31 protein-coding genes are annotated in these 15,725 nt (G+C 48.2%); all 31 read left to right on the forward strand.

Annotation, left to right across the window (positions count from 1 at the left end; all coding sequences use genetic code 11):
• Positions 1-593: EF-Tu C-terminal domain-related protein (locus BZG80_RS14365; protein ID WP_241833917.1), on the forward strand; the 593-nt coding region annotated here is incomplete at its 5' end.
• A 183-nt stretch (positions 594-776) separates the two neighbouring features.
• On the forward strand, positions 777-968 hold the full coding sequence (gene bfd, locus BZG80_RS14370; RefSeq protein ID WP_077679669.1) for a bacterioferritin-associated ferredoxin: 192 nt from the start codon (positions 777-779) through the stop codon (positions 966-968).
• Positions 969-1,042: 74 nt separating this feature from the next.
• Positions 1,043-1,531 (forward strand): bacterioferritin, encoded by a 489-nt coding sequence (gene bfr, locus BZG80_RS14375; RefSeq protein ID WP_021024462.1) that lies wholly within the window; start codon positions 1,043-1,045, stop codon positions 1,529-1,531.
• Positions 1,532-1,886: 355 nt separating this feature from the next.
• On the forward strand, positions 1,887-2,198 hold the full coding sequence (gene rpsJ, locus BZG80_RS14380; protein ID WP_002541412.1) for a 30S ribosomal protein S10: 312 nt from the start codon (positions 1,887-1,889) through the stop codon (positions 2,196-2,198).
• A 13-nt stretch (positions 2,199-2,211) separates the two neighbouring features.
• Entirely contained in the window at positions 2,212-2,841 is a 630-nt protein-coding gene (rplC, locus tag BZG80_RS14385; protein WP_021024463.1) for a 50S ribosomal protein L3, read from the forward strand.
• Positions 2,842-2,857: 16 nt separating this feature from the next.
• The gene (gene rplD, locus BZG80_RS14390; RefSeq protein WP_021024464.1) at positions 2,858-3,460 is read left to right on the forward strand and encodes a 50S ribosomal protein L4; all 603 of its coding nucleotides are present in this window, start codon (positions 2,858-2,860) and stop codon (positions 3,458-3,460) included.
• Complete coding sequence (rplW, locus tag BZG80_RS14395; RefSeq protein WP_021024465.1) at positions 3,457-3,759, forward strand: 50S ribosomal protein L23; 303 nt, start codon at positions 3,457-3,459, stop codon at positions 3,757-3,759. Before rplD ends, rplW begins: the two co-directional genes overlap by 4 nt.
• A 19-nt stretch (positions 3,760-3,778) precedes the next feature.
• Positions 3,779-4,603: a 50S ribosomal protein L2 gene (gene rplB, locus BZG80_RS14400; protein WP_021024466.1), complete on the forward strand. Its 825-nt coding sequence runs from the start codon at positions 3,779-3,781 to the stop codon at positions 4,601-4,603.
• A gap of 20 nt (positions 4,604-4,623) precedes the next feature.
• On the forward strand, positions 4,624-4,902 hold the full coding sequence (gene rpsS / locus BZG80_RS14405) for a 30S ribosomal protein S19 (protein WP_021024467.1): 279 nt from the start codon (positions 4,624-4,626) through the stop codon (positions 4,900-4,902).
• A 10-nt stretch (positions 4,903-4,912) separates the two neighbouring features.
• Complete coding sequence (gene rplV / locus BZG80_RS14410; protein WP_021024468.1) at positions 4,913-5,245, forward strand: 50S ribosomal protein L22; 333 nt, start codon at positions 4,913-4,915, stop codon at positions 5,243-5,245.
• 19 nt (positions 5,246-5,264) lie between these two features.
• Positions 5,265-5,954, forward strand: coding sequence for a 30S ribosomal protein S3 (gene rpsC, locus BZG80_RS14415; protein ID WP_021024469.1), 690 nt, complete (start codon positions 5,265-5,267; stop codon positions 5,952-5,954).
• Between the two features lie 11 nt (positions 5,955-5,965).
• Positions 5,966-6,376 (forward strand): 50S ribosomal protein L16, encoded by a 411-nt coding sequence (rplP, locus tag BZG80_RS14420; protein WP_021024470.1) that lies wholly within the window; start codon positions 5,966-5,968, stop codon positions 6,374-6,376.
• Complete coding sequence (gene rpmC, locus BZG80_RS14425) at positions 6,376-6,567, forward strand: 50S ribosomal protein L29 (protein WP_021024471.1); 192 nt, start codon at positions 6,376-6,378, stop codon at positions 6,565-6,567. The genes rplP and rpmC overlap by 1 nt, the downstream gene beginning before the upstream one ends.
• Entirely contained in the window at positions 6,567-6,821 is a 255-nt protein-coding gene (rpsQ, locus tag BZG80_RS14430; protein ID WP_021024472.1) for a 30S ribosomal protein S17, read from the forward strand. The genes rpmC and rpsQ overlap by 1 nt, the downstream gene beginning before the upstream one ends.
• A gap of 160 nt (positions 6,822-6,981) precedes the next feature.
• Positions 6,982-7,353 (forward strand): 50S ribosomal protein L14, encoded by a 372-nt coding sequence (gene rplN / locus BZG80_RS14435; RefSeq protein WP_021024473.1) that lies wholly within the window; start codon positions 6,982-6,984, stop codon positions 7,351-7,353.
• A gap of 11 nt (positions 7,354-7,364) precedes the next feature.
• On the forward strand, positions 7,365-7,679 hold the full coding sequence (gene rplX, locus BZG80_RS14440; protein ID WP_021024474.1) for a 50S ribosomal protein L24: 315 nt from the start codon (positions 7,365-7,367) through the stop codon (positions 7,677-7,679).
• A 15-nt stretch (positions 7,680-7,694) separates the two neighbouring features.
• The gene (rplE, locus tag BZG80_RS14445) at positions 7,695-8,234 is read left to right on the forward strand and encodes a 50S ribosomal protein L5 (protein WP_021024475.1); all 540 of its coding nucleotides are present in this window, start codon (positions 7,695-7,697) and stop codon (positions 8,232-8,234) included.
• Positions 8,235-8,251: 17 nt separating this feature from the next.
• Positions 8,252-8,557: a 30S ribosomal protein S14 gene (gene rpsN / locus BZG80_RS14450; protein WP_021024476.1), complete on the forward strand. Its 306-nt coding sequence runs from the start codon at positions 8,252-8,254 to the stop codon at positions 8,555-8,557.
• Positions 8,558-8,580: 23 nt separating this feature from the next.
• A complete protein-coding gene (gene rpsH / locus BZG80_RS14455; RefSeq protein WP_069362266.1) occupies positions 8,581-8,973 on the forward strand; it encodes a 30S ribosomal protein S8 in 393 nt (130 codons plus the stop codon).
• A 13-nt stretch (positions 8,974-8,986) separates the two neighbouring features.
• Positions 8,987-9,520, forward strand: a complete 534-nt coding sequence (rplF, locus tag BZG80_RS14460; RefSeq protein WP_021024478.1) for a 50S ribosomal protein L6 — start codon at positions 8,987-8,989, stop codon at positions 9,518-9,520.
• Between the two features lie 9 nt (positions 9,521-9,529).
• Positions 9,530-9,883, forward strand: coding sequence for a 50S ribosomal protein L18 (gene rplR, locus BZG80_RS14465; protein WP_021024479.1), 354 nt, complete (start codon positions 9,530-9,532; stop codon positions 9,881-9,883).
• Positions 9,884-9,895: 12 nt separating this feature from the next.
• Positions 9,896-10,393, forward strand: coding sequence for a 30S ribosomal protein S5 (gene rpsE, locus BZG80_RS14470; protein ID WP_021024480.1), 498 nt, complete (start codon positions 9,896-9,898; stop codon positions 10,391-10,393).
• 5 nt (positions 10,394-10,398) lie between these two features.
• Positions 10,399-10,578 (forward strand): 50S ribosomal protein L30, encoded by a 180-nt coding sequence (gene rpmD / locus BZG80_RS14475; RefSeq protein ID WP_021024481.1) that lies wholly within the window; start codon positions 10,399-10,401, stop codon positions 10,576-10,578.
• 4 nt (positions 10,579-10,582) lie between these two features.
• Positions 10,583-11,017, forward strand: coding sequence for a 50S ribosomal protein L15 (gene rplO, locus BZG80_RS14480; RefSeq protein ID WP_021024482.1), 435 nt, complete (start codon positions 10,583-10,585; stop codon positions 11,015-11,017).
• A 22-nt stretch (positions 11,018-11,039) separates the two neighbouring features.
• Positions 11,040-12,365 (forward strand): preprotein translocase subunit SecY, encoded by a 1,326-nt coding sequence (gene secY / locus BZG80_RS14485; RefSeq protein ID WP_025674307.1) that lies wholly within the window; start codon positions 11,040-11,042, stop codon positions 12,363-12,365.
• A gap of 27 nt (positions 12,366-12,392) precedes the next feature.
• Positions 12,393-12,506, forward strand: coding sequence for a 50S ribosomal protein L36 (gene rpmJ / locus BZG80_RS14490; RefSeq protein ID WP_021024484.1), 114 nt, complete (start codon positions 12,393-12,395; stop codon positions 12,504-12,506).
• A gap of 146 nt (positions 12,507-12,652) precedes the next feature.
• Positions 12,653-13,009, forward strand: a complete 357-nt coding sequence (rpsM, locus tag BZG80_RS14495) for a 30S ribosomal protein S13 (RefSeq protein ID WP_077679670.1) — start codon at positions 12,653-12,655, stop codon at positions 13,007-13,009.
• 18 nt (positions 13,010-13,027) lie between these two features.
• On the forward strand, positions 13,028-13,417 hold the full coding sequence (rpsK, locus tag BZG80_RS14500; protein WP_021024486.1) for a 30S ribosomal protein S11: 390 nt from the start codon (positions 13,028-13,030) through the stop codon (positions 13,415-13,417).
• A gap of 40 nt (positions 13,418-13,457) precedes the next feature.
• Entirely contained in the window at positions 13,458-14,078 is a 621-nt protein-coding gene (rpsD, locus tag BZG80_RS14505) for a 30S ribosomal protein S4 (RefSeq protein ID WP_077647590.1), read from the forward strand.
• A gap of 23 nt (positions 14,079-14,101) precedes the next feature.
• On the forward strand, positions 14,102-15,091 hold the full coding sequence (locus BZG80_RS14510; protein ID WP_077461926.1) for a DNA-directed RNA polymerase subunit alpha: 990 nt from the start codon (positions 14,102-14,104) through the stop codon (positions 15,089-15,091).
• Positions 15,092-15,126: 35 nt separating this feature from the next.
• Positions 15,127-15,513, forward strand: coding sequence for a 50S ribosomal protein L17 (gene rplQ / locus BZG80_RS14515; protein WP_021024489.1), 387 nt, complete (start codon positions 15,127-15,129; stop codon positions 15,511-15,513).
• Positions 15,514-15,725: the final 212 nt, after the last annotated feature.

The following is a 15,725-nucleotide window of genomic DNA, read 5'->3' on the forward strand; positions in this document are numbered from 1 at the left end:
CTTACATCCCTGAGCCAGAGCGTGCGATCGACAAGCCGTTCATCCTGCCAATCGAAGACGTATTCTCAATCCAAGGCCGTGGTACTGTTGTAACCGGTCGTGTTGAGCAAGGCATCATCACCGTAGGTGACGACGTTGAAATCGTAGGCATGAAAGACACCACCAAGACCACTTGTACTGGTGTTGAAATGTTCCGTAAGCTTCTAGACGAAGGCCGTGCGGGTGAGAACGTTGGTGTTCTTCTGCGTGGTACTAAGCGTGACGAAGTTGAGCGTGGTCAAGTACTGGCGAAGCCTGGTTCAATCACCCCGCACACCAAGTTCGAATCAGAAGTATACGTACTAGGTAAAGACGAAGGCGGCCGTCATACGCCATTCTTCAAAGGTTATCGTCCACAGTTCTACTTCCGTACAACTGACGTGACCGGTACTATCGAACTGCCAGAAGGCGTTGAGATGGTTATGCCTGGTGACAACATCAAGATGGTTGTTGAGCTGATCGCACCTATCGCGATGGACGAAGGCCTACGTTTCGCTATCCGTGAAGGTGGCCGTACTGTAGGCGCGGGTGTTGTTGCTAACATCCTAGCTTAATTTGATAGACATCTAGTCTTATCAATAAAAGGGAGCGCATTGCGCTCCCTTTTTTTCCTCTTTAATCGCCCGATATAGATATAAATAAGTCTTTCATCAATAACTAAGCGTTATATAAAAACCCTTTACCTTAAACGCAATGCAAACTATTCTCGTTATAGTTCATTTTTTGAGATGACTGAGATGTTAGTTTGTATTTGTCATAGCGTATCAGATAAAACCATTAAGCATTGGGTGCGCCACCAAGGCGTCACCAGTATTCGCGAACTTCGTCAACTGACGCCTCTTGGATCTCAATGTGGTAAATGTGTGCGCCACGCTAAAGAGGTTATATATGACGAGAGTCAGCTGATCACATTGCAAAAAGCGAGCTAATAAGCGGTCAATATTTGACAGCCTCCTTATGGGTTCTACATTTGTAAAGTAGAACCCATAAGGAGGCTATTGCCATGAAAGGCGATCCAAAATCTATAGCGTTTCTCAACACGGTACTGGGCAATGAACTTGTTGCTATTAATCAGTACTTTCTTCATGCGCGCATGCTTAAAGACTGGGGGTTAAAAGTCATCGCGGATAAAGAATATGAAGAGTCGATCGATGAGATGAAGCATGCCGACAAGCTGATTGAAAGAATATTATTTCTTGAGGGCACCCCGAACCTCCAAGATCTTGGCAAACTGAGAATTGGTGAAGATACGCAAGAAATCTTTGAATGTGATTTGGCTATTGAAATGCAAGCCCATGAGGATTTAAAAGAGGCCATTGCTTACACAGAGAGCATCAGAGATTTTGTCTCTCGTGATCTGTTTCAATACATTCTTGATGACGAAGAAGAGCATATCGATTGGTTAGAGACTCAGATTGGCTTAATTGATAAGGTCGGCATCGCCAACTATAATCAAGCTCAGATCATCGAAGATGCCAGCGAAAAAGGTTAGGTTAAAACAGTCATCCCGCCTTGATGATGAAAAACGTGCCAGAGAGGCGCGTTTTTTTATGGCGTGTTTTTGACCAACGCTTGCAAAGCCATTGCGTATCGGTATAATGCCCGTCACTGCTTAAGTCATTGCGACTTCCGACGCAGTTGTGAACCAATGAGCATCGAGGAATGGAACAGTAAACTGTTCGTTTAATGTATACTCCGCTTATGTTCGCAGTCATAGAATAATGGCTGACAATGTGCCTAATTTTGGCACTACGGTTTCACATAAATTAATCGGCATTCCCTCGCCTTAGTGAGAAGGAATGGCGATATTGTTTGTGTAAATATTTTAGAATTTGGAGCTCTGTCTCATGCAGAACCAACGTATCCGTATCCGCCTAAAGGCGTTCGATCATCGTTTGATCGATCAGTCTACAGCGGAAATCGTTGAAACCGCTAAGCGCACTGGCGCACAGGTTAAGGGACCTATCCCTTTGCCTACTCGTAAAGAGCGCTTCACCGTTCTTATTTCTCCGCACGTAAACAAAGACGCACGTGACCAGTACGAAATTCGTACTCACAAACGTCTGATCGACATCGTTGAGCCAACAGACAAAACTGTTGACGCTTTGATGCGTCTTGACCTTGCTGCGGGCGTTGATGTTCAAATCAGCCTGGGTTAAGGGGGAGTAGATAATGATTGGTCTAGTCGGTCGTAAAGTCGGTATGACTCGTATCTTCAACGAAGATGGCGTTTCTATCCCGGTTACCGTAGTTGAAGTTGAAGCAAACCGTGTTGCTCAGGTACGTAAACCTGAAGTTGACGGGTATGCAGCAATTCAAATCACTACAGGCGAAAAGAAAGCAAGCCGTGTAAACAAGGCACAAGCTGGTCACTTTGCGAAAGCAGGTGTTGAAGCAGGCCGCGGTTTGTGGGAATTCCGTTTGGAAAATGATGAACAGTACGAAGTTGGCGCTGAGCTAAACGTAGAACTGTTTAACGAAATCAAAAAAGTAGACGTTACTGGCACGTCGAAGGGTAAGGGCTTCCAAGGCGGCGTTAAGCGTTGGAACTTCCGTACTCAAGATATGAGCCACGGTAACTCTTTGTCTCACCGTGCTCCTGGTTCTATCGGTCAATGTCAGACTCCAGGTCGCGTATTCAAAGGCAAAAAAATGGCAGGTCATATGGGTGCTGAGCGTGTAACGACTCAAAACCTAGAGATCGTACGTGTTGACGCTGAGCGCAATCTGCTTCTTATTAAAGGTGCAGTCCCAGGTGCGACAGGTGGCAACGTGATCGTTAAACCAGCCGTTAAAGCGTAACGTCGAGGAGATAGTAATGGAATTGGTAGTCAAAGGCGCCGACGCGCTAACTGTTTCCGAAACTACCTTCGGGCGTGAATTCAACGAATCCCTGGTACACCAGGTAGTCGTTGCATACGCAGCTGGTGCCCGTCAAGGTACTCGCGCTCAGAAAACTCGTTCAGACGTATCTGGTGGCGGTGCTAAGCCATGGCGTCAGAAGGGTACTGGTCGCGCCCGTGCAGGTACAATCCGCAGCCCAATTTGGCGCAGCGGTGGTGTCACTTTCGCAGCTCGTCCTCAGGACCATAGCCAGAAAGTAAACAAAAAGATGTACCGCGGTGCTCTTAAGAGCATCCTATCAGAGCTAGTTCGTCAAGAGCGTTTAATCGTGGTTGATAACTTCTCTGTTGAAGCACCAAAAACTAAAGAGCTTGTCGCTAAGCTGAAAGAGCTTGAGCTAAGCGACGTTCTGATCGTCACTGCCGAAGTTGATGAGAACCTGTTCCTTGCGGCACGTAACCTGTATAAGGTTGACGTACGCGATGCAGATACCATCGACCCAGTTAGCTTGATCGCTTTCGACAAAGTCGTGATGACTGCAGATGCAGTTAAACAAGTTGAGGAGATGCTGGCATGATCACTGAAGAGCGTATCCTAAAAGTTCTGCGTGCTCCGCACATCTCTGAAAAAGCGACGATGGCCGCTGAAAACAACAACACTGTTGTGTTTAAAGTAGCTAAAGAAGCAACGAAAAAAGAGATCAAAGCGGCAGTTGAAAAACTGTTCGAAGTTGAAGTGAAGTCTGTTCGTACCCTTCTCGTTAAGGGTAAGACCAAACGTCAAGGTATGCGTGAAGGCCGTCGTAGCGACTGGAAAAAAGCGTATGTTGCCTTGAAAGAAGGTCAGGACATCGACTTCGTTGGCGGCGCTGAGTAAGACGGAGGAGTAAAAGCAAATGGCTATTATGAAATGTAAGCCGACTTCACCGGGTCGTCGTCACCTTGTTAAAGTGGTTAACCATGATCTTTATAAAGGTAAACCATATGCACCACTGCTAGAGAAAAACTCTAAGTCAGGCGGTCGCAATAACAACGGTCGAATCACAGTGCGTCACATCGGTGGTGGTCATAAGCATCATTACCGTGTAATTGACTTCAAACGTACTAAAGACGGTATCCCAGCGAAAGTTGAGCGTCTAGAGTATGATCCAAACCGTAGTGCAAACATCGCGCTTGTACTGTATACGGATGGTGAACGTCGTTACATCATCGCACCGAAAGGCCTAAAAGCCGGTGATCAGATTCAATCTGGTGCAGATGCAGCAATCAAGGTGGGTAACAGCCTGCCAATGCGTAACATCCCAGTGGGTTCTACTATCCACAACATCGAGTTGAAACCTGGTAAAGGTGCTCAACTTGCTCGTTCTGCGGGTGCTTATGCACAGATCGTTGCTCGTGACGGCGCGTACGTCACACTCCGCCTGCGCAGCGGTGAAATGCGCAAGGTTCTTGCTGAAGGTCGTGCGACCCTTGGTGAAGTGGGTAATTCAGAGCACATGCTACGCGAACTGGGTAAAGCCGGTGCCGCGCGCTGGAAAGGCGCACGTCCAAGCGTACGTGGTGTTGCAATGAACCCGGTTGATCACCCACATGGTGGTGGTGAAGGTCGTACCTCAGGTGGCCGTCATCCAGTAACACCTTGGGGTATGCCAACGAAAGGCTTCAAAACCCGTAAGAACAAACGTACCGACAAGTACATTGTACGTCGTCGTAACAAGTAATTATTATCAGAGGATAAGCCATGCCACGTTCTCTCAAGAAAGGTCCTTTTATTGACCTGCACTTGCTGAAGAAGGTAGAGAAAGCGGTGGAAAGCGGTGACAAGAAGCCTTTAAAGACTTGGTCCCGTCGTTCAATGATCATCCCACAGATGATCGGATTGACCATCGCTGTCCATAATGGTCGTCAGCACGTACCCGTTTTCGTTTCTGAAGAAATGATCGGTCACAAGCTCGGCGAGTTTGCACCAACACGTACTTATCGCGGCCACGCTGCTGATAAGAAAGCTAAGAAGCGTTAAGGGGTAAGAAATGGAAGCTATTGCTAAACATCGCTTTGCTCGTATCTCGCCTCAAAAAGCACGTTTGGTTGCGGATCAGGTGCGCGGTAAAGACGTAGCACAGGCACTGGAACTACTGACTTTCAGCGACAAAAAAGCTGCTGACTTGGTTAAGAAAGTGTTGGAATCTGCTATTGCAAACGCCGAGCATAACGAAGGTGCGGATATCGACGATTTAAGCGTCGCCAAAGTCTTCGTTGATGAAGGCCCAATCATGAAGCGTATTATGCCTCGTGCAAAAGGCCGTGCCGATCGCATCTTGAAGCGTTCTAGCCACATCACTGTTGTTGTAGCAGACCGCTAAGAGACGAGGAGATAAAGCAATGGGTCAAAAAGTACATCCTAATGGTATTCGTCTGGGCATTGTAAAGCCTTGGAATTCCACTTGGTTTGCTAATAACCAAGATTTCGCTGACAACCTAGACGGCGACTTTAAGGTACGTCAGTTCCTAACTAGTGAACTGAAAAAAGCGTCAGTATCTCGCATCGTTATCGAGCGTCCAGCTAAGAGTGTTCGTGTGACTATTCACACTGCGCGCCCTGGTGTGGTGATTGGTAAAAAAGGTGAAGATGTTGAGAAACTGCGCGCTCACGTTGCAAAACTGGCCGGTGTACCAGCGCAAATTAATATCGCTGAAGTACGTAAACCTGAGCTAGATGCGCAACTTGTTGGCGACAGCATCGCATCACAGCTAGAGCGTCGTGTTATGTTCCGTCGTGCCATGAAGCGCGCGGTACAAAACGCTATGCGCCTAGGTGCCAAAGGTATCAAAGTGGAAGTAAGCGGTCGTCTTGGCGGCGCTGAAATCGCTCGTACCGAGTGGTACCGTGAAGGACGTGTGCCATTGCACACGCTTCGTGCTGACATTGATTACGCAACTTCTTCTGCTCACACCCAGTACGGTGTTATCGGCATTAAAACCTGGATCTTCAAAGGCGAAGTCCTAGGTGGAATGGCTGAAGTAGAGCAAAAGGCTGACAAGCCGAAGAAGCAGCGTAAAGGCCGTAAGTAAGGAGTCTATCGATGCTTCAACCAAAACGTACTAAGTTCCGCAAGACTTTTAAAGGTCGTAACCGCGGTCTGGCGCACGGTACTGACGTAAGCTTCGGTACCTATGGCCTAAAAGCTGTTGGTCGCGGTCGTATCACTGCGCGTCAAATTGAGGCGGCTCGTCGTGCGATGACTCGTCACATTAAACGTCAAGGCCAAATCTGGATTCGTGTCTTCCCCGACAAACCAATTACTGGTAAGCCGTTGGAAGTTCGTATGGGTAAGGGTAAAGGTTCAGTTGATTACTGGGTTGCCCAAATCCAACCAGGCAAAGTCCTGTACGAAATGGATGGTGTTCCTGAATCACTGGCTCGCGAAGCGTTTGAATTAGCTTCACGTAAGCTACCGATCAAAACCACTTTCGTAACTAAGGCGGTGATGTGATGAAAGCACAAGAACTACGTGAAAAGACTGTTGAGCAGCTGAATGAAGAGCTTATGGGTCTGCTACGTGAGCAGTTTAACCTGCGCATGCAAGCGGCTACAGGCCAACTTCAGCAAACTCACACTCTGAAAGCTGTTCGTCGCGATATCGCACGTGTAAAAACCGTACTGACTGAGAAGGCTAACGCATAATGAGCGAGAACATCCGCACTCAGCAAGGTCGCGTCATCAGCGACAAAGGCGATAAAACTATCGTCGTTGCTATCGAGCGTTTTGTGAAACACCCAATCTACGGTAAGTACATCAAGCGCACGAGTAAGCTACATGTACACGATGAATCTAACCAGTGTAACCAAGGTGATACTGTTGAGGTTCGTGAGTGTCGTCCAATTTCTAAGCGTAAGTCTTGGACATTGGTTCGCGTTGTTGAAAAATCACGCATCTAAGCGATTTTTCAGACAATACTAAGTCAAACGGCTCTCATTCGGGGGGCCGTTTATTTTTTATCTACCCATCTGGTCAAAATAGTGTTATTATTCGCCGCCCTTGTAAAAAGGCAGCCCGACCCGAGATGGGTCTAGATGTAATAACAGCGGAGCACTAACAATGATCCAAATGCAAAGTATGCTGGACGCAGCCGACAACTCCGGCGCTCGCAGTGTAATGTGTATTAAGGTTCTGGGTGGCTCTCACCGTCGTTACGCCCACGTTGGCGACATCATCAAAGTTACCGTTAAGGATTCAATTCCTCGCGGTAAAGTGAAAAAAGGTGATGTGCTTAAGGCGGTGGTAGTTCGCACCCGTAAAGGCGTACGTCGTCCAGACGGCTCTGTCATTCGCTTCGACCGCAATGCTTGCGTGTTGTTGAACAACACGAACGAGCAACTAGTCGGCACACGTATCTTTGGCCCTGTGACACGTGAACTTCGTAACGAGAAGTTTATGAAAATTGTGTCTCTGGCGCCTGAAGTTCTGTAAGGAGCGATCTCATGGCAGCTAAAATCCGTCGTAACGACGAAGTTATCGTTCTTGCCGGTAAAGATAAAGGCAAGAAAGGTAAAGTATCTAAGGTTCTACCAACCGGTAAAGTTATCGTTGAAGGTATTAACCTCGTGAAGAAGCACCAGAAGCCGGTTCCGGCTCTGGGCACTCAAGGTGGCATTGTTGAACAAGAAGCCGCTATTGATGTTTCTAACGTGGCTATCTTTAACGCAGCAGCTGGTAAAGGTGACCGTGTAGGCTTCCGATTTGAAGACGGCAAAAAAGTGCGTTTTTTCAAGTCGAATGGCGAAACTATTAAGTAATTCTGGAGTAGTACAATGGCGAAACTGCATGATTACTACAAAGAGACAGTTGTAGCTGAGCTATCTAAGCAATTTGGTTACAAAAGCATCATGCAAGTCCCAGGGATCGAGAAGATCACCCTTAATATGGGTGTGGGCGAAGCTCTGAACGACAAAAAACTGCTTGAAAATGCAGCTGCTGATATGACCGCGATTTCTGGTCAAAAGCCGCTCATCACTAAAGCACGTAAGTCAGTCGCAGGCTTCAAGATCCGTGAGGGCTACCCAATTGGTTGTAAAGTAACCCTACGTGGCGAGCGTATGTGGGACTTCTTCGAGCGCTTAATCGCGATCGCAGTTCCTCGTATCCGTGATTTCCGTGGCCTGAACCCGAAAGCGTTCGATGGTCGTGGTAACTACAGCATGGGCGTTCGCGAGCAAATCATCTTCCCTGAGATTGACTATGACAAAGTCGATCGTATCCGTGGTCTTGATATTACTATCACTACTACTGCAGGTACAGATGAGGAAGGTCGAGCTCTGCTGGCTGCCTTTAACTTCCCATTCCGTAAGTAAGGTGAAGGGTTACTGTTATGGCTAAAAAATCGATGAAAGCACGTGATGTAAAACGTGCGAAGCTCGCAGCGCGCTACGCTGAAAAGCGTGCCAACCTGCGTGCGACCATTAAAAGTGTCAACACGTCAGACGAAGAGCGTTGGGACGCAGTCCTGAAGCTTCAGTCGCTACCGCGTGATTCTGCGAAGTCTCGTCAGCGTAACCGCTGTAACCAGACTGGTCGTCCACATGGCTACCTACGCAAATTCGGTCTAAGCCGAATCAAGGTTCGTGAAGCTTGCATGAAAGGCGAGATTCCGGGTCTGCGTAAGGCAAGCTGGTAATTGAATCACGGGAGTAAAGACTTATGAGCATGCAAGATCCGATTTCGGATATGCTGACCCGCTTACGCAACGGTCAGACAGCAAAGAAAGTTGCTGTTAAAATGCCTTCGTCAAAGCTAAAGGTGGCAATTGCTGAGCTACTAAAAGCAGAAGGTTACGTGGCTGATGTCGCAGTAAATAGCGACGCCAAGCCTGAACTGGAAGTGACGTTGAAATACTTCGAATCTAAACCAGTTATCGAGCAAATCCAACGAGTTAGCCGTCCGGGCCTGCGCATCTACAAAAAGAAAGATGAGTTGCCTTCAGTGATGGGTGGCCTTGGTATTGCGGTTGTATCAACTTCGAAAGGTTTGATGACCGATCGCGCAGCTCGCAAAGCGGGTCTGGGCGGTGAAATCATCTGCTACGTAGCGTAATAAGGAGTAGGAAATGTCTCGTGTTGCAAAAGCACCTGTCGTAGTTCCTGCCGGCGTAGAGGTGAAACTTGACGGTCAGGACATCACTGTAAAAGGAAGCAAAGGCGAACTTAGCCGCACGCTTCACGATATGGTGGCAGTAAACCAAGAAGAAAACACCATTACCTTCGCACCAAGTGTGGAACACGCTAAAGCATGGGCTCATGCTGGTACAGCGCGCGCACTGGTCAACAGCATGGTTGTTGGTGTAACAGAAGGCTTTACCAAGAAACTGATCCTGAAAGGTGTTGGTTATCGCGCAAACATTGCCGGTAACAAACTTAACCTGACACTTGGTTTCTCTCACCCGGTAGAACACGTTCTGCCTGAGGGTGTAAAAGCAGAGTGCCCAAGCCAAACTGAAATTGTTATCAGCGGTGCTGATAAACAAGCAGTTGGCCAGGTTGCTGCTGAAATCCGCGCATACCGCAAGCCAGAGCCTTACAAAGGTAAAGGTGTTCGTTACGCTGACGAAGCTGTGCGTACTAAAGAAGCTAAGAAGAAGTAAGGTAACACTATGGATAAGAAAGCATCTCGTATCCGTCGTGCGACCAAAGCACGACGCAAGATCGCGGAAATGGGTGCGACTCGCCTGGTGGTACACCGTACTCCACGTCATGTGTACGCACAGGTTATCGCTGGTAATGGCGCGGAAGTTATCGCCGCCGCTTCTACCGTAGAAAAAGCGATCCGTGAACAAGTTAAGAGCACCGGGAACAAAGACGCCGCTGCAGCCGTGGGTAAGATCATTGCTGAGCGAGCGAAGGAAAAAGGCATCGAAGCTGTTGCTTTTGACCGTTCCGGTTTCCAATACCACGGCCGTGTGGCTGCACTGGCAGATGCTGCCCGTGAAGCTGGTCTGAAATTCTAAGGTAGGTGGAAGATGGCTAACGATAAACAACAAAGTGATTTGCATGAGAAGCTGATCGCTGTAAACCGTGTATCTAAGACGGTTAAAGGTGGTCGCATCTTTACCTTCACCGCACTAACAGTGGTAGGTGATGGTAACGGTCGCGTTGGTTTCGGTTACGGTAAAGCCCGTGAAGTACCAGCAGCGATCCAGAAATCAATGGAAAAGGCGCGTCGTAACATGATTACTATCGCGCTGAACGACGGTACCCTGCACCATGCTGTAAAAGGCCGCCACACTGGTTCTAAAGTGTATATGCAGCCAGCATCAGATGGTACAGGTATCATCGCAGGTGGTGCGATGCGTGCCGTGCTTGAAGTAGCAGGCGTCCAAAACGTTCTGGCGAAAGCATACGGTTCGACCAACCCAATCAACATCGTTCGTGCAACGATCGATGGCCTGGGTGGTACGAAGTCTCCAGAAATGGTAGCTGCTAAACGTGGCATGCCTGTTAACGAAATTCTGGGGTAATCGACATGGCTAAGACAATTAAAGTAACTCAGACTCGTAGCGTTATCGGCCGTTTGCCGAAACACAAAGCGACCCTGCGTGGCTTGGGCCTACGTCGCATCAACCACACTGTTGAACTTGAAGATACACCGTGTATTCGCGGTATGATCAATAAAGTCAACTACATGGTTAAAGTGGAGGAGTAATCACATGCGTTTGAATACTCTATCTCCGGCTGCAGGCTCAAAGCCTTCTGCGAAGCGTGTAGGCCGTGGTATTGGTTCAGGCCTGGGTAAAACCGGTGGCCGTGGTCACAAAGGTCAGAAATCACGTTCAGGTGGTTCAGTACGCCCAGGTTTCGAAGGCGGTCAAATGCCTTTGAAACAGCGTCTGCCAAAATTCGGTTTTACTTCGCGTAAAGGCCTGACTTCAGCTGAGGTTCGTTTAGGCGAGCTGGCTAAAGTTGATGGTGACGTCGTAAGCCTTGAGTCGCTAAAAGCGGCAAACGTTGTTGCACAAGACACTCGTACGGCGAAAATCGTACTGTCTGGCGAAATCGCTCGTGCAGTAACCGTTAAAGGTGTTCGTGTCACTAAAGGCGCTAAAGCGGCAATCGAAGCTGCAGGCGGTAAAATCGAGGAATAATTAGCTCGAGGACGAGGTACAGATGGCAAAACAACCAGGACAAAACTTCAGTAGTGCAAAAGGCGGAGTTGCGGAGCTGAAAAGTCGCCTACTTTTTGTAGCAATGGCATTATTGGTATTCCGTGCCGGCTCTTTTGTGCCCATTCCTGGTATTGACGCTGCTGTACTTGCCGATCTGTTCGAACAGCAACAAGGGACCATCATTGACTTGGTTAACATGTTCTCTGGTGGTGCCCTTGAGCGTGCCTCGATACTGGCACTGGGCATTATGCCGTATATTTCGGCGTCGATTATTGTTCAGTTATTGTCAGTCGTTCATCCCGCATTAGCGGAATTGAAAAAAGAGGGTGAGTCTGGTCGTCGTAAGATAAACCAGTACACTCGCTACGGCACGCTGGTGTTGGCAACGTTCCAAGCAATTGGAATCGCGACCGGGTTACCAAGTATGATGCCGGGTCTGGTGATTAATCCAGGTCCTGCGTTTTACTTTACCGCGGTAGTTAGTTTGGTGACCGGTACCATGTTTTTGATGTGGTTAGGTGAACAAATTACCGAGCGCGGCATTGGTAACGGTATTTCGTTGATTATTTTCACCGGGATCGTCGCGGGTCTGCCACCCGCAATTGGACAGACAATAGAGCAAGCGCGTCAAGGCGACATGTCTCCGCTTCTCTTGCTAGGTATCGCAGTTATCGTATTGGCTGTCGTCTACTTTGTGGTCTTCATGGAGCGTGGTCAACGTCGTATCGTTGTTAACTACGCTAAGCGGCAACAAGGTCGTCGTGTTTTTGCAGCGCAAAGCACGCATCTGCCTCTTAAGATCAACATGGCAGGCGTTATTCCTGCGATTTTTGCATCAAGTATTATTCTGTTCCCTGGCACGCTTGCTAACTGGTTTGGTAAGGGTGATCAGACAAGCTGGCTGACCGATGTGTCTTTGGCACTGAGTCCGGGACAACCAGCGTATGTGATACTTTATGCGGCAGCGATTATCTTCTTCTGCTTTTTCTATACGGCGTTGGTATTTAACCCGCGAGAAACTGCAGATAACTTGAAGAAGTCAGGGGCGTTCGTACCTGGTATTCGCCCGGGTGAGCAGACTGCTAGATACATTGATAAAGTAATGACACGTTTGACCCTAGCGGGCGCCATGTATATTACCTTTATCTGTCTGATCCCCGAGTTCATGATGATTGCGTGGGATGTCCACTTTTACTTTGGTGGTACATCACTACTTATCGTAGTAGTCGTAATCATGGACTTTATGGCTCAAGTTCAGACTCATTTGATGTCTCAACAATATGAGTCCGTGTTGAAAAAAGCCAACCTAAAAGGCTACGGCCGCTAATAGGTTGTCTATTTACGGAGTTTAGCAATGAAAGTTCGTGCTTCCGTTAAGAAAATCTGCCGTAACTGTAAAGTGATCAAACGTAACGGTACCGTTCGTGTGATCTGCAGTGAGCCAAAGCACAAGCAACGCCAAGGCTAATAGCAGAATATTTTTCTTGCAAAATGAGGTCAGGCTGGCTACATTAGCCAGCCCACCTTTTGTATGTGCAAAAGAAGTGGCTATGCCGCTGCGTATCCTCGACGGGCTCTGCAGCGGTTCTACTTGAAAAGTACTAGGAGTGAATAGTGGCCCGTATAGCAGGCATTAACATTCCTGATCAAAAGCACGCTGTAATCGCATTGACTGCGATTTACGGTGTCGGCAAAACCACCTCTCAAGCTATTCTAGCTGATGTCGGTATTGCTGAGAGCACTAAGATCAGTGAACTATCAGAAGAACAGATCGAGCAATTGCGTGACGGTGTGGCTAAATACACCGTAGAAGGCGATCTACGTCGTGAAATTTCCATGAACATCAAGCGTCTTATGGACCTTGGTTGTTACCGCGGTTTGCGTCATCGTCGCAGCTTGCCACTTCGTGGCCAGCGTACGAAGACCAACGCTCGTACCCGTAAGGGTCCGCGCAAACCGATCAAGAAATAATCGGGGTAGGTGAGTACTATGGCTAAACAAGCAACTCGTGCACGCAAACGCGTACGCAAGCAAGTCGCTGATGGCGTCGCGCACATTCATGCGTCTTTCAATAACACAATCGTGACGATTTCTGACCGTCAAGGCAATGCTCTAGCATGGGCAACTGCCGGTGGTTCAGGCTTCCGTGGCTCTCGTAAGTCAACTCCATACGCTGCGCAGGTTGCTGCTGAGCGTTGTGGTGAAATGGCTAAAGAGTACGGCCTGAAAAACCTCGAAGTGATGGTTAAAGGTCCAGGTCCAGGCCGCGAGTCTACTATTCGTGCCCTGAACGCTGCGGGCTTCCGCATCACTAACATTGTCGATGCGACGCCAATCCCGCATAACGGTTGTCGTCCACCTAAGAAACGCCGCGTTTAATACGCACTAGCGCTGTTTCTTAGAATATTGGAGAAAGATCATGGCAAGATATTTGGGTCCTAAGCTGAAGCTTAGCCGTCGCGAAGGTACTGACTTGTTCCTTAAGTCAGGCGTACGCGCGATTGATACCAAGTGTAAAATCGATAACGTCCCAGGCGTTCACGGTCAGCGTCGCGGCCGTTTGTCTGACTATGGCGTTCAGCTTCGTGAGAAGCAAAAAGTTCGTCGTATCTACGGCGTAATGGAAAAGCAGTTCCGTAACTACTACAAAGACGCTGCCCGCATCAAGGGTAATACAGGTGAAAACCTGCTTCAGCTTCTTGAAGGTCGTCTGGATAACGTAGTTTACCGCATGGGCTTTGGTGCCACTCGCGCCGAATCACGTCAGCTGGTAAGCCACAAAGCGATCCTAGTTAACGGCAAAGTTGTTAACGTACCTTCTTTCAAGGTTTCGGCAAACGACGTGGTTAGCATTCGCGAGAAGGCGAAGAACCAGGCGCGCATCAAAGCAGCTCTAGAAGTTGCGGCACAGCGCGAACTGCCAACTTGGATCGAAGTAGACAGCAAGAAGATGGAAGGCACATTCAAACGCCTACCAGAGCGTTCTGATTTGTCTGCTGACATCAACGAACACCTGATCGTCGAGCTTTACTCTAAGTAAAGCTGAACTAAAGAGAGGACATAATGCAGGGTTCTGTAACAGAATTTCTTAAGCCGCGTCTGGTTGATATTGAACAAGTTAGCTCGACGCACGCAAAAGTAACTCTTGAACCTCTAGAGCGTGGCTTTGGCCATACTCTGGGGAATGCGCTACGTCGTATCCTACTTTCATCTATGCCAGGCTGTGCGGTGACGGAAGTAGAAATTGACGGCGTGTTGCACGAGTACAGCACCAAAGAAGGGGTTCAGGAAGACATCCTGGAAATCCTACTTAACCTTAAAGGCCTAGCCGTTAAGGTTGAGGGTAAAGATGAAGTTATCCTTACTCTGACCAAGTCTGGTGCAGGCCCTGTTGTTGCAGGCGACATCACCCATGATGGTGGTGTTGAGATTGCGAACCCAGAACACGTTATCTGCCACCTGACTGATGCAAACGCGGAAATTAGCATGCGTATCAAGGTAGAACGTGGTCGTGGCTATGTACCAGCGTCTGCGCGTATCGATAGCGAAGACGACGAGCGTCCCATTGGTCGCCTACTTGTCGATGCAACGTTTAGCCCAGTAGATCGTATTGCTTACAATGTTGAAGCAGCACGTGTTGAACAGCGTACCGACCTTGATAAGTTAGTCATCGATATGGAAACTAACGGTACACTGGATCCTGAGGAAGCGATTCGCCGTGCGGCAACCATCCTAGCTGAACAGTTGGATGCGTTTGTTGATTTACGCGACGTGCGTGTCCCTGAGGAGAAAGAAGAGAAGCCAGAGTTCGATCCGATCCTACTGCGTCCTGTAGACGATCTTGAACTAACTGTTCGCTCTGCAAACTGTTTGAAAGCAGAAGCGATTCACTATATCGGTGATCTGGTACAGCGTACTGAGGTTGAGCTTCTTAAAACACCAAACCTTGGTAAGAAGTCTTTGACAGAGATTAAAGACGTGCTGGCATCACGTGGTCTATCTCTAGGCATGCGCCTAGAAAACTGGCCGCCAGCATCAATCGCTGAAGATTAATCAGTTACTGATTATTTAGTTAGAAGGATTAGGTCATGCGCCATCGTAAGAGTGGTCGTCAACTCAATCGCAACAGCAGCCATCGTAAAGCGATGTTCAGCAACATGGCTAGCTCGCTGGTAACTCATGAAGTTATCAAAACAACTTTGCCTAAGGCAAAAGAGCTGCGTCGCGTTATTGAACCGTTGATTACCTTAGCTAAGAACGACAGTGTTGCTAACCGTCGTGTAGCGTTCGCTCGCACTCGTAACGACGAAGTAGTAGCGAAACTGTTTAATGAACTCGGCCCACGTTTTGCTTCACGTGCAGGCGGTTACACTCGCATTTTGAAATGCGGTGTTCGCTCAGGTGATAAAGCCCCTATGGCTTACATCGAGCTCGTAGATCGCCCAGAGCAAGACGCTGAGGAAGCTGCAGAATAAGTTATTTATTTTTGTAGTGCATTTAGAAAAGCCAGGCTTATGCCTGGCTTTTTCTTTATCTAAACTTATCTTTTTTACGCAAGCCGCGATATAGCATCAATGAGTAAAAATATTATTGGTGACGCTTTTCGTCACTCTCATCGCGCTAATAGATCTCGTCGGTGTTAAGAATAGTCGAACAGTTTTGAACGAAATACGCCCAGTGTGGGGAT

Origin of the sequence: Salinivibrio sp. MA440, from assembly GCF_001996265.1 — a bacterium.
Lineage (GTDB): Bacteria > Pseudomonadota > Gammaproteobacteria > Enterobacterales > Vibrionaceae > Salinivibrio > Salinivibrio costicola.

Coding starts and splice junctions, on each gene's coding strand:
- rpsK (WP_021024486.1), top strand. CDS start 13,028: ATGGCTAAACAAGCAACTCGTGCACGCAAACGCGTACGCAAGCAAGTC.
- rpsQ (WP_021024472.1), top strand. CDS start 6,567: ATGAGCGAGAACATCCGCACTCAGCAAGGTCGCGTCATCAGCGACAAA.
- rplO (WP_021024482.1), top strand. CDS start 10,583: ATGCGTTTGAATACTCTATCTCCGGCTGCAGGCTCAAAGCCTTCTGCG.
- rplQ (WP_021024489.1), top strand. CDS start 15,127: ATGCGCCATCGTAAGAGTGGTCGTCAACTCAATCGCAACAGCAGCCAT.
- rplF (WP_021024478.1), top strand. CDS start 8,987: ATGTCTCGTGTTGCAAAAGCACCTGTCGTAGTTCCTGCCGGCGTAGAG.
- BZG80_RS14510 (WP_077461926.1), top strand. CDS start 14,102: ATGCAGGGTTCTGTAACAGAATTTCTTAAGCCGCGTCTGGTTGATATT.
- rplN (WP_021024473.1), top strand. CDS start 6,982: ATGATCCAAATGCAAAGTATGCTGGACGCAGCCGACAACTCCGGCGCT.
- secY (WP_025674307.1), top strand. CDS start 11,040: ATGGCAAAACAACCAGGACAAAACTTCAGTAGTGCAAAAGGCGGAGTT.
- rpsJ (WP_002541412.1), top strand. CDS start 1,887: ATGCAGAACCAACGTATCCGTATCCGCCTAAAGGCGTTCGATCATCGT.
- rplV (WP_021024468.1), top strand. CDS start 4,913: ATGGAAGCTATTGCTAAACATCGCTTTGCTCGTATCTCGCCTCAAAAA.
- rplX (WP_021024474.1), top strand. CDS start 7,365: ATGGCAGCTAAAATCCGTCGTAACGACGAAGTTATCGTTCTTGCCGGT.
- rpsN (WP_021024476.1), top strand. CDS start 8,252: ATGGCTAAAAAATCGATGAAAGCACGTGATGTAAAACGTGCGAAGCTC.
- rpsS (WP_021024467.1), top strand. CDS start 4,624: ATGCCACGTTCTCTCAAGAAAGGTCCTTTTATTGACCTGCACTTGCTG.
- bfd (WP_077679669.1), top strand. CDS start 777: ATGTTAGTTTGTATTTGTCATAGCGTATCAGATAAAACCATTAAGCAT.
- rpmC (WP_021024471.1), top strand. CDS start 6,376: ATGAAAGCACAAGAACTACGTGAAAAGACTGTTGAGCAGCTGAATGAA.
- rplC (WP_021024463.1), top strand. CDS start 2,212: ATGATTGGTCTAGTCGGTCGTAAAGTCGGTATGACTCGTATCTTCAAC.
- rpsD (WP_077647590.1), top strand. CDS start 13,458: ATGGCAAGATATTTGGGTCCTAAGCTGAAGCTTAGCCGTCGCGAAGGT.
- rpmD (WP_021024481.1), top strand. CDS start 10,399: ATGGCTAAGACAATTAAAGTAACTCAGACTCGTAGCGTTATCGGCCGT.
- rplD (WP_021024464.1), top strand. CDS start 2,858: ATGGAATTGGTAGTCAAAGGCGCCGACGCGCTAACTGTTTCCGAAACT.
- rpsC (WP_021024469.1), top strand. CDS start 5,265: ATGGGTCAAAAAGTACATCCTAATGGTATTCGTCTGGGCATTGTAAAG.
- rplW (WP_021024465.1), top strand. CDS start 3,457: ATGATCACTGAAGAGCGTATCCTAAAAGTTCTGCGTGCTCCGCACATC.
- rplB (WP_021024466.1), top strand. CDS start 3,779: ATGGCTATTATGAAATGTAAGCCGACTTCACCGGGTCGTCGTCACCTT.
- rplE (WP_021024475.1), top strand. CDS start 7,695: ATGGCGAAACTGCATGATTACTACAAAGAGACAGTTGTAGCTGAGCTA.
- rpsH (WP_069362266.1), top strand. CDS start 8,581: ATGAGCATGCAAGATCCGATTTCGGATATGCTGACCCGCTTACGCAAC.
- rplR (WP_021024479.1), top strand. CDS start 9,530: ATGGATAAGAAAGCATCTCGTATCCGTCGTGCGACCAAAGCACGACGC.
- rplP (WP_021024470.1), top strand. CDS start 5,966: ATGCTTCAACCAAAACGTACTAAGTTCCGCAAGACTTTTAAAGGTCGT.
- rpmJ (WP_021024484.1), top strand. CDS start 12,393: ATGAAAGTTCGTGCTTCCGTTAAGAAAATCTGCCGTAACTGTAAAGTG.
- rpsE (WP_021024480.1), top strand. CDS start 9,896: ATGGCTAACGATAAACAACAAAGTGATTTGCATGAGAAGCTGATCGCT.
- bfr (WP_021024462.1), top strand. CDS start 1,043: ATGAAAGGCGATCCAAAATCTATAGCGTTTCTCAACACGGTACTGGGC.